Origin of the sequence: Rhizobium sp. SG570, from assembly GCF_012275345.1 — a bacterium.
Taxonomy (GTDB): domain Bacteria; phylum Pseudomonadota; class Alphaproteobacteria; order Rhizobiales; family Rhizobiaceae; genus Rhizobium; species Rhizobium lusitanum.
Window position 1 is genome coordinate 368,554 of the sequence record NZ_JAAZQI010000001.1, and the last position, 13,660, is coordinate 382,213.

General features: G+C 62.1%; 12 protein-coding genes. 3 read left to right on the plus strand and 9 right to left on the minus strand.

What is annotated here, in order from left to right:
- Positions 1-69 precede the first annotated feature (69 nt).
- On the minus strand, positions 70-981 hold the full coding sequence (locus tag FHT28_RS01805; protein ID WP_168595430.1) for a LysR family transcriptional regulator: 912 nt from the start codon (positions 979-981) through the stop codon (positions 70-72).
- Positions 982-1,103: 122 nt separating this feature from the next.
- Between FHT28_RS01805 and FHT28_RS01810 the strand changes: the two genes are divergently transcribed.
- The 3 genes from FHT28_RS01810 (at position 1,104) to FHT28_RS01820 (ending at position 4,209) form a co-directional block, all read left to right on the plus strand.
- Positions 1,104-1,844 carry an SDR family oxidoreductase gene (locus tag FHT28_RS01810; protein WP_168595431.1) on the plus strand — a complete coding sequence of 247 codons (741 nt, stop codon included), beginning with the start codon at positions 1,104-1,106 and terminating at the stop codon, positions 1,842-1,844.
- Positions 1,845-1,938: 94 nt separating this feature from the next.
- Positions 1,939-2,841 (plus strand): SDR family oxidoreductase, encoded by a 903-nt coding sequence (locus FHT28_RS01815; protein WP_168595432.1) that lies wholly within the window; start codon positions 1,939-1,941, stop codon positions 2,839-2,841.
- A 156-nt stretch (positions 2,842-2,997) separates the two neighbouring features.
- Complete coding sequence (locus FHT28_RS01820) at positions 2,998-4,209, plus strand: adenylate/guanylate cyclase domain-containing protein (RefSeq protein ID WP_037196567.1); 1,212 nt, start codon at positions 2,998-3,000, stop codon at positions 4,207-4,209.
- A 69-nt stretch (positions 4,210-4,278) separates the two neighbouring features.
- Here FHT28_RS01820 and FHT28_RS01825 read toward each other — a convergent pair whose 3' ends face one another.
- Genes FHT28_RS01825 through FHT28_RS01860 form a run of 8 tightly spaced genes read right to left on the minus strand, consistent with a single transcriptional unit; the run spans position 4,279 to position 13,424 of the window.
- On the minus strand, positions 4,279-6,246 hold the full coding sequence (locus tag FHT28_RS01825; protein ID WP_168595433.1) for a 3-hydroxyacyl-CoA dehydrogenase NAD-binding domain-containing protein: 1,968 nt from the start codon (positions 6,244-6,246) through the stop codon (positions 4,279-4,281).
- 22 nt (positions 6,247-6,268) lie between these two features.
- Positions 6,269-6,664 carry a RidA family protein gene (locus tag FHT28_RS01830; protein ID WP_037196571.1) on the minus strand — a complete coding sequence of 132 codons (396 nt, stop codon included), beginning with the start codon at positions 6,662-6,664 and terminating at the stop codon, positions 6,269-6,271.
- Entirely contained in the window at positions 6,642-7,073 is a 432-nt protein-coding gene (locus FHT28_RS01835) for a thioesterase family protein (RefSeq protein WP_168595434.1), read from the minus strand. The genes FHT28_RS01830 and FHT28_RS01835 overlap by 23 nt, the downstream gene beginning before the upstream one ends.
- An 8-nt stretch (positions 7,074-7,081) precedes the next feature.
- On the minus strand, positions 7,082-8,263 hold the full coding sequence (locus tag FHT28_RS01840; RefSeq protein WP_168595435.1) for an acyl-CoA dehydrogenase: 1,182 nt from the start codon (positions 8,261-8,263) through the stop codon (positions 7,082-7,084).
- Between the two features lie 14 nt (positions 8,264-8,277).
- Positions 8,278-9,459 carry an acyl-CoA dehydrogenase family protein gene (locus FHT28_RS01845; RefSeq protein WP_168595436.1) on the minus strand — a complete coding sequence of 394 codons (1,182 nt, stop codon included), beginning with the start codon at positions 9,457-9,459 and terminating at the stop codon, positions 8,278-8,280.
- Positions 9,460-9,462: 3 nt separating this feature from the next.
- Positions 9,463-10,314 (minus strand): enoyl-CoA hydratase family protein, encoded by an 852-nt coding sequence (locus tag FHT28_RS01850; protein ID WP_168595437.1) that lies wholly within the window; start codon positions 10,312-10,314, stop codon positions 9,463-9,465.
- Positions 10,315-10,318: 4 nt separating this feature from the next.
- Positions 10,319-11,098 carry an SDR family NAD(P)-dependent oxidoreductase gene (locus FHT28_RS01855; protein ID WP_168595438.1) on the minus strand — a complete coding sequence of 260 codons (780 nt, stop codon included), beginning with the start codon at positions 11,096-11,098 and terminating at the stop codon, positions 10,319-10,321.
- A gap of 7 nt (positions 11,099-11,105) precedes the next feature.
- Positions 11,106-13,424, minus strand: a complete 2,319-nt coding sequence (locus tag FHT28_RS01860) for a bifunctional salicylyl-CoA 5-hydroxylase/oxidoreductase (RefSeq protein WP_168595439.1) — start codon at positions 13,422-13,424, stop codon at positions 11,106-11,108.
- Positions 13,425-13,660 lie beyond the last annotated feature (236 nt).

Sequence of the window (13,660 nt, forward strand, 5' to 3'; positions counted from 1 at the left end):
ACGACGTAGGCGTGCTCCTCACGCATTCAAAGAGCCGATTTCATTTATTTGATCGCTTGCGCGGAATATTCATCCGGCCTGCGTTTCCACGCCGATCTGTCCCGCGAAGACCTTGACCAGCCAGTCTATGAAAACGCGCACGCGCGGTGAAAGCTGGCGGCTGCGCGGATAGAGCATGGATACCGGCGTCCGGGTCGGCGGAAAGTCCTTCAGAATATGCAGCAACTGACCTTTTTCCAGGGCATCCTCGGCGTGGTAGCGCGGGACCTGGATCAAGCCGAGGCCGAGCTTGGCCGCGGCAAAATAACTCTCGGCCGCATTGACGGAGATGGTTGCGGGCAAGGTGATCTCGCGCAGCGTGCCGCCTACCTCGAATTCCAGCGGCAGCAGGCCGCCCGTCGCCGAGGAGCGGAAGCCGACCATGCGATGGCCGTCGAGCGCATCCGGATGCATGGGCATGCCGTGACGCTCCACATAGGCCGGGGCTGCCAGTGTGACCTCTTCCAGCATCGCGACGCGACGCCCGATCATGTCGCTGTCCTGCAGCGTGCCGACGCGCAGCACGCAGTCGATTCCCTCGCGGATGAGATCGACGAAGCGGTCGCCCTCGGTCATCTGAAATTCGATTTCGGGGTAGGTTTCGAGGAAGGACGGCAGGTTCGGCAAGACGAAGTGCCGAGCCAGAGTTCCATGCACGTCGACGCGCAGCACCCCCTTCGGCTTGGCGCCGGCAAAGGCGCCTTCGGCATCCTCTATGTCGGAGAGGATGCGCAGGCAGCGCTGATAATAGGCCTCGCCGTCGAGCGTCGGGCTCACATGCCGCGTCGTGCGCTGCAGCAGCCGCACGCCGAGCCTCGCCTCAAGGTGCTTGATCGCATCCGTCACTGTCGAGCGCGGCAGGCCGGTGTCTTCGGCCGCCAGCGTGAAGCTGCGCCGCTCCACGACGCGGCAAAACACGCGCATGGCATCGAATCTGTCCATCTTATTTGTTCGCCTATTTCGGATAGTGATGCCGATTAATGGCCGATTATCCGCACCATGAAAAGAGGCATCTTCTCCTCATCGAAAGGCGCTGAGGCGCAGAGCCAGCAAGGATGAAGAAAATGAGCAATAATTCCAACAAGGTAGCGATCGTCACCGGCGCATCCCGCGGTATTGGCGCAGCCATTGCGCAGCGGCTGGCCGCAGACGGTTTCACCGTCGTCATCAACTATGCAGGCAGCGAAGCTGCCGCCGAGGAGCTGGCCCGCAAGATCGAAGAAAAGGGCGGCAAGGCGCTGACCGCCAAGGCCGATGTTTCCGATGTCGATGCCGTGCGCCGCATGTTCGATGCAGCCGAGGCGGCTTTCGGCGGCGTCGACGTGCTGATCAACAATGCCGGCATCATGCAGCTTGCCAAGATCGCCGATGCGGACGACGCGCATTTCGACCATCATATCGCCATCAACCTCAAGGGCACGTTCAACACGCTGCGCGAAGCCGGCAAGCGCCTGCGCGACGGCGGCCGCATCGTCAACTTCTCGACCAGCGTCGTCGGGCTCAAGCTCGAATCCTATGGCGTCTATGCCGCCACGAAGGCGGCCGTCGAAACACTGACGGGCATCATGTCGAAGGAGCTGCGCGGCCGCTCGATCACCGTCAACGCCGTTGCTCCCGGCCCGACGGCCACCGACCTCTTCCTCAATGGCAAGAGCGACGAACTCATCGAACGGCTGGCCAAGACGAATCCGCTGGAGCGACTGGGCACGCCTGAGGACATTGCTGCCGCCGTCTCCTTCCTCGTCGGTCCTGATGGCGGCTGGATCAACGGCCAGACGCTGCGCGCCAACGGCGGCATGATCTGAGAGCCATTCTGGCGGTAGGGCAATGCCTGCCGCCGCCACCCCTCTCGACATCATGTCATCGTCAGCAACTGACTATCCAAAAAGGAGCAGGATCATGAGCAAGCAAGTCATCGTCATAACAGGCGCATCGAGCGGTTTCGGCGCTCTGACGGCGCGTGCCCTCGCCAGAGCAGGCCATACCGTCTATGCCGGCATTCGCGAAACCAAGGGGCGCAACGCGCCGCAGGCGGAAGCCGTTGCCGCTTTCGCCAGGGAGAATGGGGTCGATCTCAGAGCTGTCGAGCTCGATGTTGCCTCGGATGCATCGGTCGAAGCCGGCATTGCCGAGATCATCGCCCAGCAGGAGCGCATCGACACCGTCATCCACAATGCCGGCCATATGTCCTTCGGCCCGGCGGAAGCTTTCACGCCGGAGCAGTTTGCCGAGCTCTACGACATCAACGTGCTCAGCACCCAGCGCGTCAATCGCGCCGTGCTGCCACATCTGCGCAAACAGCGCAGTGGCCTGGTTGTCTGGGTATCCTCGTCCAGCACCCGTGGCGGCACGCCGCCCTACCTGTCGCCTTATTTCGCCGCCAAGGCGGCGATGGATTCGCTGGCTGTCTCCTATGCGTCGGAGCTCACCCGTTGGGGCATCGAAACAGCGATCATCGTGCCCGGCGCCTTCACGAAGGGCACCAACCATTTCGCCCACTCCGGCTCGCCCGCAGACAAGGCCCGCGCTGCCGAATACGACAACGGTCCCTATGCAGGCGTTCCTGATCAGGCATTGAAGGGCCTCGCCTCGCTGGAACCGGCCGACGCCGATGCGGCCTCCGTCGCGACCGCGATCGTCGAAGTCGTGGATATGCCCTTCGGCACACGCCCGTTCCGTATCCATATCGATCCGTCGGAAGACGGTGCGGAAATCGTCAATGGCGTCGCCGACCGGGTGCGCGCCGAGCTTTTCCGGCGCATCGGCCTGGAGGATCTGCTGAAGCCGCATGTAAGGGGCTGAGGCTTCGCCACCACCCTTCCAGCGGGTCAAATCGCCGCTTCTGTGCCACAGGGGCGGCGATCACTTGCTTCCATAGAGACTATTTTGCGTCGTATGGCATTCCAAGCCTATAAGTTTCGTACTAAAGCGAATCCTTTAGAGGGTCGGGAGATATCCATGGACGCGAAGGACATCGGCGAAATCGCCAGCTGGCTCATGCAAGCAGGCCTCAAGGGCATGGCAGAAACCGATATCCTGGCGGGTTTCTGCGAGCAGTGCCGCCAGCATGGCCTCAACCTCGATCGAGCCATGGCGCTGATGGACACGCTGCATCCGGTCTATGAAGGCCGTGCCTTCCGCTGGGACGGCAACCGGGTGATCGAGCGCGAGTTCGAATATGGCCCGTCGCATCAGGGGATCGCCGCCGAGAATTGGCAACGTTCCGCCTTCTATCATATGTTGACGACAGGCGGGGACGAGGTGCGCCGGCGTATCGGTTTTGGCGAGCCGGCAGATTTCTACGGGCTCGATACACTGCAGGCCGATGGTCACACGGACTACATTGCCATGGTGCACCGTTTCGAAGAGGGCGGTACGATCGGCGAGATGGACTGCTTCTATTCCAATTTCGCCACCGCTGCCGAAGTCGGTTTCCCCGACGAGGATCTGTACGTGCTGCGCAAGCTCACGCCGGCGCTGGCGCTGGCAATCAAGTGCACCGGCATGAGCCGCATCGCCCGCACGATCGCTGAGGTCTATCTCGGCGAGGATGCCGCCCGCCATGTTCTCGAAGGCAAGATCACGCGCGGCAAGACCGAACGGATTTCAGCGGCGCTCTGGTTTTCCGATCTCGCCAACTATACGCGCATTTCGGATACCGCCGAGCCGGATGAGATCATCCCGATGCTGAACGCCTATGCCGATGCCGTCATTTCCTCGATCCACGAGGCGGGCGGCAACGTGCTGAAGCTGATCGGCGACGGCACGCTGGCGATCTTCAAGGCCAGAAATTCGGCCGATGCTTGCGCCGCTGCGCTGATGGCGGAATCGCTGCTGCGCCAGCGGTTGCGCGATCTCAACGCCCAGCGGCAGATCGAAGGCAGGCCCGTCACGGATGTCTATCTCGGCCTGCATATCGGCGATGTCTTCTACGGCAATATCGGCAGCATGGACCGGCTGGACTTCACCGTCATCGGGCCTGCTGTCAACGAGGTGAGCCGCATTGCCTCCATGTGCCGTTCGGCCGATCGCAACGTCCTGATGTCGTCGAACTTCGTCGAGGCGCTATCGACACACAACAGCAACGATCTTGTCTCCGTCGGTCGCTACGCGCTGCGCGGGGTCAACCGACCGCAGGAACTGTTCACGCTCCTGTCTTCGGCAGCGTGAACGCTCTATCTGTTTGTTTCTTTACGCATTCCAGACGGAAAACCGCTTCGCACTTTTCCTGGAAATGCTTTAGCGGCGGCCGGCGGCGAACATCGGGCCGCCCTTGCTCGATGGAAAGCCGTAGCCGTTGATCATGACGAGATCGATGTCGCTGGCGCGGGCAGCAATGCCTTCCGCAAGCAGCGCGTCGCCCTCATCGGACATGGCTTTCAGCAGGCGGGCAACGATCTCTTCGGCGGTGAAGTGCTTTGGCACGATGCCTTTCTCGGCGCGTGCGGCTTCGATCATGGCTGTTACGCCGGGATCGATCGTCCGTTTGCCGTCGGGATAGGCATACCAGCCACGCCCGGCCTTCTGGCCGAAGCGGCCGGTCTCGCAGAGGCGGTCGGCGATGACGACATAGCGTTCCGCAGGATTGCGCGTTGCAGCCTGCCGCTTGCGGCGCGCCCAGGCGATCTCCAGGCCTGCCATGTCGTAGACGGCAAAAAGACCCATGGGAAAACCATAGGCTTCCAGAGCCGCATCGATTTCGTCGGGCAAAGCGCCGTCCTCGACCATGTATTCGGCCTCGCGGCGATAGGCCGAGAAGACGCGGTTGCCGATGAAGCCTTCGGTGACGCCGCAGACGATGGGCAGTTTGCTTAAGCGTTTCGCGAATGCCAATGCGCTCGCCAGGACCTCCGGCGCCGTCTTCTTGCAGTTCACCACTTCCAGCAGCCGCATGATGTGGGCGGGCGAGAAGAAGTGCAGGCCGACGACCCGCTCGGGCCGCGCGGTTGCCGCAGCGATGACGTCAGGATCGAGATAGCTGGTATTGGTCGCGAGAATTGCGTCGGCGCGGACGATCGTATCGAGGCGCTGGAACAGTTCGGTCTTGACGGTGAGGTCGTCGAAGACGGCTTCGATGACGATATCGGCCTGCCCGAGTTGCTGCATATCGGCGGTCACGCTCAATCGACTTAAACGGTCCTCGCGACCCGCCGCGTCGAGGCGGCCGGATTGCACCGCCTTGTCGAGAATGCCGGCGATCCGTTCGCGGCCCTTCTCGGCTGCTTCGGCACTCTGCTCGACGCCGATGACGCGATAGCCGCCGTTGAGCGCGGCGACCGCGATGCCCGATCCCATCAGGCCGGTGCCGACGATGCCGACGGTTTCAATCCTGCGTGGGGTGACTGTCTCCAAACCTTCGACCTTGCCGGCTGCGCGTTCGGCGAAGAAGACATGGCGCAGCGCGGTCGCCTCCTCGCTGTCGCGAAGCTCTAGGAAGGTGCGGCGTTCGTCGGCCAACCCCTCGGCCAGGGGAGAGGATGCGGAGAGGCGAACGAGGCGGACGGCTTCCGTTGGGGCACGCTGGCCGCGTGCCTTGCGCAGTGCATCGGCGGCTGCCTTTTCGGTGGTTTCAATGAGAGCAGATGGAACGGAAAGCATACCGGTACGGCGCAAAGATGAGGCGTCGGCATTCTTGATATCGGCAATGGTGTCTGCGAGCAGCGTGCTTTCGGAGACTCTGTCCACAATGCCGAGCTTGAGGGCTTCCGAGGCAGAAATGATGCGTCCGCCGGCGATCATATCGATAGCGGCAGCGGTGCCGATGAGGCGTGGCAGGCGTTGCGTGCCGCCAGCGCCGGGCACGATGCCGAGCTTGACTTCCGGCAGGCCGAGCTTGGCTGATGGAGCCGCATGGCGGCGGTGGCAGGCCAACGCCACTTCCAGGCCGCCCCCGAGCGCTGCGCCATTGATCGCCGCGGCGACGGGTTTCGGAAAGGTTTCGATGCGGGCAATGACGTCAGGCAGGAGCGGTTCGACCGGTGGCTTGCCGAATTCCTTGATGTCTGCGCCGCCGATGAAGCTGTTGCCCGCGCCTGTCAGTACGACGCCGGCGATTGCGCTTTCGTTCTCGGCATGATCGAGCGCCGCCATCAGGCCGGCCCGGACATCGGCCGAGAGCGCGTTGACGGGCGCATTGTCTATGGTGACGACGATGACCCCGTCGGTCAGCGCCGCCGAGATGGTGTCCGAAAAGCGCAGTGCCGACATGATCTTGACCGCCTGTGCGATATTATTCCGGAATGATGGCGGTTGCCTGGATCTCGATCTTGGCGCGATCCTCGACCAGAGCGACGACCTGCACGGCGGCCATGGCCGGGAAGTGCCGGCCGATGATTTCGCGGTAGGCCTGACCGATAGCCTTGAGGCTACCGAGATATTCCTGCTTGTCGGTGAAATACCAGGTCATCGAGGTGATGTGCTTCGGCTCGGCGCCGCCTTCGGCCAGGATGGCGACGACATTTTTCAATGTCTGGCGCACCTGCTCGACAAAGTCGTCGCTTTCGAATTCGCAGGCGGCATTCCAGCCGACCTGGCCGCCGACGAACACCATGCGGCCGGTTGCCGTCATGCCGTTGGCATAGCCGATCGGCTTGGCCCAGCCTTCAGGTTGCAGGATGGTGTGCATCGGTCGTCTCCAGATGAGAGGTCAGTGCGGCGCGGATATCATCCGGCCAGGCAAGCGATTGATGGTTATCGAGCGAGGTGGCGACGACACGGTGCTTGGCAGTCCAGAGCACATGGTCGTTCGCCGAGACCTGGTGTTCCAGGTCCAGCGACGAGCGGCCGATGCCGCGCACCGTCAGCAGGAATTCGAGGTCGTCGCCCTGAAGGCCCGGCTTCATGAAAGTCAGATCGAGCCGCACGGTCGGGACACCGATGCGGCGCTCGTCGATCAGCTTTCGCCAGGAAAAGCCGATCGAGGCAAAGTAATCTTCCAACACCCCGACGAGGATGTTCAGATAGGACGGGAAATAGGCGATCCCCGAGGGGTCGCAATCTCCGAAGCGCAGGGGTCTGGTGGTTTTAAACGCCAAGACGGACCTCAATTCGCAAAGGCGGCGATGCCAGTGATGGCGCGGCCGAGGATGAGGGCGTGGATGTCGTGGGTTCCCTCGTAGGTGTTGACCACCTCGAGGTTGACGAGATGGCGGGCGATGCCGAACTCGTCGGAAATGCCGTTGCCGCCGAGCATGTCGCGCGCGGCGCGGGCGATATCCAGCGCCTTGCCGCAGCTGTTGCGCTTGAGGATCGACGTCAGCTCGACAGGCGGATGGCCGTCTTCCTTCATGCGGCCGAGACGCAGGCAGCCCTGCAGGCCAAGGGTGATCTCGGTCACCATGTCGGCGAGCTTCTTCTGGATCAGCTGGTTGGCGGCAAGCGGCCGGTCGAACTGCTTGCGGTCGAGCACATATTGCCGCGCCTTGGCATAGCAATCCTCGGCAGCACCCAATGCGCCCCAGGCAATGCCGAAGCGGGCGGAGTTGAGGCAGGTGAACGGACCCTTCAAGCCAGAGACGTTCGGCAGCAGGTTTTCCTCCGGCACGAAGACATTGTCCATGACCACTTCGCCCGTGATCGAGGCGCGTAAGCCCACCTTGCCGTGGATGGCGGGTGCCGACAGTCCCTTCCAGCCCTTTTCGAGGATGAAGCCGCGGATGATGCCGTCCTCGGTCTTTGCCCAGACGACGAAGACATCGGCGATCGGTGCGTTGGAGATCCAGGTCTTGGCGCCGGTGAGGCTATAGCCGCCATCGACCTTCTTTGCCCGCGTCACCATCGAGCCGGGGTCGGAGCCATGGTTCGGTTCGGTGAGGCCGAAGCAGCCGATCCATTCGCCAGTGGCAAGCTTCGGCAGGTATTTCTGCTTCTGGGCCTCAGACCCGAAAGCATCGATCGGCACCATGACCAGCGAGGACTGCACGCTCATCATCGAGCGGTAGCCGCTGTCGACGCGCTCGACCTCGCGGGCGATCAGGCCATAGGCGACATAGCCGAGGCCGGCGCCGCCATATTCCGGCGCAATCGTCGGGCCGAGCAGGCCGAGTTCGCCCATCTCGCGGAAGATCGTCGGATCGGTCTTTTCATGGCGGAAGGCTTCGAGCACGCGGGGGGCAAGCTTCTCCTGCGCATAGGAATGCGCGGTGTCCAGCACCATGCGTTCTTCATCGCTCAGCTGCTCCACCAGCCGGAACGGATCGGCCCAGTCGAAAATCTCGCGGCTCATGCTGTCGTCTCCCACTAATTGGCTTTCAGAAGTTCGCGCGCGACGATGAGTTTCTGAACCTCCGTTGCACCTTCATAGATGCGAAGCGCGCGGATCTCCCGATAGAGTTTTTCCGTTATCTCGCCGGACCTTACGCCACGTCCACCGAAGAGCTGAACGGCGCGGTCGATGACGCTCTGTGCGGTTTCCGTAGCCGTCATCTTGGCCATGGCCGCCTCGCGCGTCGTCGGCAAGCGCTGCACGTCGCGACGCCAGGCCGCCCGATAGGTGAGCAATGCCGCCGCGTCGATGCCGGTCGCCATATCGCCGAGGGCGGCCTGCGTCAACTGAAGGTCCGCGAGCCTTCCGCCAAACATCGGACGCGCGCGAACATGGGCAAGGGATTCATCGAGCGCGCGGCGGGCAAAGCCGAGGCCTGCGGCAGCGACCGAGGCGCGGAAGATATCCAGCGTGCGCATGGCGATCTTGAAACCTTCGCCCGGCGCACCGAGCCGCCGCGACGCGGGGATGCGGCAATTCTCGAAGCGGATCGTCGCCAGCGGATGCGGCGCGATCACCTCGATGCGCTCGGCGATGGAAAAGCCGGGATCATCGGCAAAGACGACGAAAGCGGAAATGCCGCGCGTTCCCGGCGCCTCGCCGGTGCGGGCAAAAACCGTGTAGACGTCGGCGATGCCGCCGTTCGAGATCCAGGTCTTCTCGCCGTCGAGAATATAATGGTCGCCATCGAGGCGGGCGGCACAGCTCATGGCCGCCACATCGGAACCGGCGTCTTTTTCCGAAAGCGCGAAGGCGGCAAGCCAATCGCCCGAGCGCACTTTGGGCAGAACAGCCGCGCGCAGCTCTGGTGAGCCGGAAAGGCCGATCGCGCCGGTGCCCAGCCCCTGCATGGCAAAGGCGAAGTCGGCAAGGCCGTCATGCCAGGCAAGGGTTTCGCGTGCAAGGCAGACGAGGCGGGAGTCGATCAGCGGTTCGTCATGGGAAGAACCCGTGGCGGCGGCAAGAAGCCCGGCATCGCCGAGCGCCTTGACCAGCTTACGGCAAGCGCCGTCGACATCCCTGTGATCGATCGCTGCAACGGCGGAGGATTTGGCGAAAGTGTCCACCTCAGCCGCGAATTCACGGTGGCGTTCCTCGAAGAACGGCCAATCCAAATGGTCTCGCGTCGGACCGGGGAGGGCGCTTGCCATAGACATAGCCTAGTCTCCCTGAAATTCCGGTTTGCGCTTGGCGGCGAAAGCTTCGAAGGCGCGACGGAAGTCCTGCGTCGCCATACAAACGGCCTGGGCTTGCGCTTCGGATTCGATCATCTCGTCGATGCCCATCGCCCATTCCTGGTTCAGCATGGTCTTCGTCATGCCATGCGCGAACCAGGGGCCATCGGCCAACGAGCGGGCGAGTTTGACGGCTTCCTGCTCCAGATCGGCGCTGGCGTGCAAGCCGTTGTAGAAGCCCCAGGCCTGACCTTCGCTCGCCGTCATCGAGCGGCCGGTGAAGAGAAGCTCGGCGGCGCGACCCTGGCCGATGATGCGGGGCAGGATACCGCATGCGCCCATGTCGGCGCCGGCAAGACCGACGCGGGTGAAGAGAAAGGCGGTCTTGGCTTCAGGTGTCGCGAGCCTCAAATCGGAGGCCATGGCAAGGATGGCGCCGGCGCCGGCGCAGATGCCGTCGACGGCCGAGATGATCGGCTGCGGGCATTTGCGCATCGCCTTCACGAGATCGCCGGTCATGCGTGTGAAGGCCAGAAGCTCGGGCATGGCCATGCGGGTCAACGGTTCGATGATCTCGAACACATCGCCACCGGAGGAGAAATTGCCGCCGGCGCCCGTCAATACCACGGCGCGAATATCCGATGCATAGACGAGATCACGGAAGAGGTCGCGCAGCTCGGCATAGCTCTCGAAGGTCAAGGGATTCTTACGTTCCGGGCGGTTCAGCGTGAGCGTAGCGACGCGGCCATCCTCGCTGACATCCCAGAGGAAATGCTGCGGCTTGTAATCCTTGAAGGGCTTCAGATGGCCCCGCATCGTCATATCTAGATCGCTCATCCCCTCAAATCTCCCCACCGGCAACCGCGATTGCCTGTCCATTGATCGATGCCGCTACCGGCGATGCCAGCCAGAGAACGGTATCAGCGACTTCCTCCGGTGTGACGAGCCGCCCCTGCGGATTGGATTTCGTGAACTCGCCAAGCGCCTGCTCGGCTGTGCGCCCGGTCTTGGCGATGAGGGTTTCGATCGATCGCTGGATGATCGGCGTATCGGTGAAGCCGGGGCAGACGGCATTGACTGTCATGCCGGTCTTGGCGAATTCCAGCGCCAGCGAACGGGTCAGGCCGACGACGCCATGCTTGGCGGCGACATAGGCGGAGACGTAGCCATATCCCTTCAAGCCGGCCGTCGAGGCGATATTGATGATGCGCGCGCCGACGCCATGCGCCTTCAGATCGGGCAGGACTGCCTGCGTCACCAGAAAGACACCGGTGAGGTCGACTGACAGGACATGGTTCCATGTGTCCAGGCTGGTCTTCTCGAAAGACGCGCTCGGCGCTTCGCCGGCGTTGTTGACGAGAATATCGATGGGGCCGAATTTTTCGCGTGCCCTTGCGAGCCCCTGGGCGATAGCCTCGGTACTTGTGACGTCGAACCCATCGACGACGAATGCCTGCGCGCAGATTTCGGCTGCGACCGCTTCCAGAGGCTCCTTGCGGCGGCCGACCAGGGTGACGCGCGCGCCGTCCGCTGCAAGCGCCCTTGCGATCGCTGCACCGATGCCGCTGCCGGCGCCGGTGATGAGGGCGTGACGGCCCGCAAGTTTGCCCGAAGTCGTCATCTGATCCTCACTTCGCCGGCGCGGTCGTGGCCGCGCGGGCAAGGTTGGTTTCATATTGCGTCTTACCGGAGAGATACTGCTTCGGCCAGGGAATGGACGTCAGGCCGATCTTGGCGGCCTCATGCAGCGACCAGGCGGGATCGGCCAGATGCGGGCGGGCGACGGCGCAGAGATCGGCGCGGCCGGCGGCAATGATCGAATTGGCGTGGTCGGCTTCCGAGATTGCGCCGACGGCAATCGTGGGAATGCCGATCTCATTGCGGATCTTATCGGAAAAGGGTGTCTGGAAGAGGCGGCCGTAAACAGGCTTTTCCTCTTTCGATACCTGGCCGGAGGAGCAATCGATCAGATCGGCGCCGGCCTCCTTGAACAGACGCGCGAAGATCGCAGCATCTTCCGGCGTGTTGCCGCCATCGGTCCAGTCATGGCAGGAGAGGCGGACGGACATGGGCTTGTCTGCGGGCCAGATCGCCCGCATGGCCTTGAAGATTTCAAGGGGATAGCGGGCACGGTTTTCATGGCTGCCGCCATATTCGTCATCACGCGTGTTGGTGATCGGCGACAGGAAGCTCGACAGCAGGTAGCCGTGGGCGCAGTGCAGCTCCAGCCAGTCGGCGCCGGTCTTGACGGCGAGTTCGGTCGAGCGGATGAAGTCGGCCCTGACGCGATCCATATCGGCGCGGTCCATGGCCTTCGGCACCTGGCTGTTTTTAAGGTAGGGGACAGCTGACGCCGAGATCAGCGGCCATTCACCTTCCGCCAACGGCTGATCGATCCCTTCCCAGGCAAGCTTCGTCGCGCCCTTGCGTCCGGCATGACCGAGCTGAATGCCGACCTTGGCGGCGCTGCTCGTATGAACGAAATCGACGAGCCGCTTCCATTGCGCGACCTGTTCGTCGTTCCAGAGGCCAAGGCAGCCGGGGGTAATGCGTGCATCCGGTGTGACGCAGGTCATCTCCGCGAAGATCAGCCCGGCACCGCCAAGCGCGCGCGAGCCGAGATGAACGATGTGGAAATCGTTCATGATGCCGTTTTCCGCCGAGTACATCGCCATCGGCGAGACGACGATGCGGTTGACGAGCTGGACATCGCGCAGGCGATAGGGCGTGAACATCGGCGGCAGGCAGCGGTCGTTGCCGACGGCGAGGCCGGATTTCTCCGCGAACCAGCGCTCGAAACCTTCGAGCCAGTTCTTGTCGCGAAGCCTCAGATTTTCGTGGCTGATGCGCTGCGAGCGGGTGAGCATCGAATACATAAATTGCGGTGGCTCGAGCGTGTCGGCATAGCGGCGTCCCACGACTTCGAACCATTCCATTGCGTTGCGGGCGGCATTCTGGATGCGGGCGACGTCGACGCGGCGGATTTCCTCGTAGGTTTCGAGAACGGCCGGGATCTTGTCCTTATCGTGCCCGTGGATCTGGAACTGCCTGGTTAGTTCGATGGCATCGTCGATGGCGAGCTTGGTGCCGGAGCCGATGGCGAAATGCGCGGTGTGGGCGGCGTCACCCATCAGCACGACATGCGAATTGCCGTTGAAATGGCTCCACTTGCCGCAGATGAGCCGGTTGAAATTCAGCCAGGCCGATCCCCGGATATGGCGCGCATTGGTCATCAGCGACGCGCCGTCGAGCACTTCGGAAAACAGGTTTTCGCAGAAGGCGATGGAGCCATCCTGATCCATCTTGTCGAGACCGTGGGCGAGGTAGGCCTCCTCGGTGGTCTCGACGATGAAGGTCGAGGTCTTGTCGTCGAACTTGTAGATATGCGCCTGGAACCAGCCGTGTTCGGTCCTGCGAAAATCGAAGGTGAAGGCGTCGTACTGCTTGTTGGTGCCGAGCCAGATATAGCGGTTCGGCCGGGTGATCATATCCGGCTTGAACACCTCTGGATAATGGTTGCGAATGCGGGAATTGAGGCCGTCCGAACCGATGATGAGATCGGCATCGGGGTAATCGAGATCGGAATTGACGTCGGTCTCGAAGATCAATTCGACATGGAGAGCTTCGCAGCGCTTCTGCAGGATATTCAACAGCTTCTTGCGGCCGATGCCGACGAAGCCGTGGCCTGAAGTGCGCTGACGCGTGCCCTTGAATAGGACTTCGATATCGTCCCAGTGATTGAAGGCGTCCTCGATCTCGGCCGCACTTTCCGGATCCCATTCGCGCATCGATATCATGGTGGCATCGGAGAAGACCACACCCCAGCCGAAGGTGTCATAGGGGCGGTTGCGCTCGACGACGCGGATCGAATGTTCGGGATGAAGCTTCTTCATGAGAAGCGCGAAGTAGAGGCCGGCAGGCCCGCCGCCGATACAGACGATGCGCATCGCTTATCCCTCCTCATGCGACCGAAGTCGCCTCAAAATCATTTAAGTTTAAAATATCTTGTCGTGACGGTTCGTCAAGGCTTGTCTTGCCGGAATCTGCGATCAGCAGAAAGCCACAATAGCTCAAAATTCCAAAATTGCCTTTTGAAATCAAAGAGAATCCAAAAATATTTTAGGCTTAAAATTTCTTGCTTGAACATTTCGATCTTCGATGCGATCTTTTTTATCGCGCTACA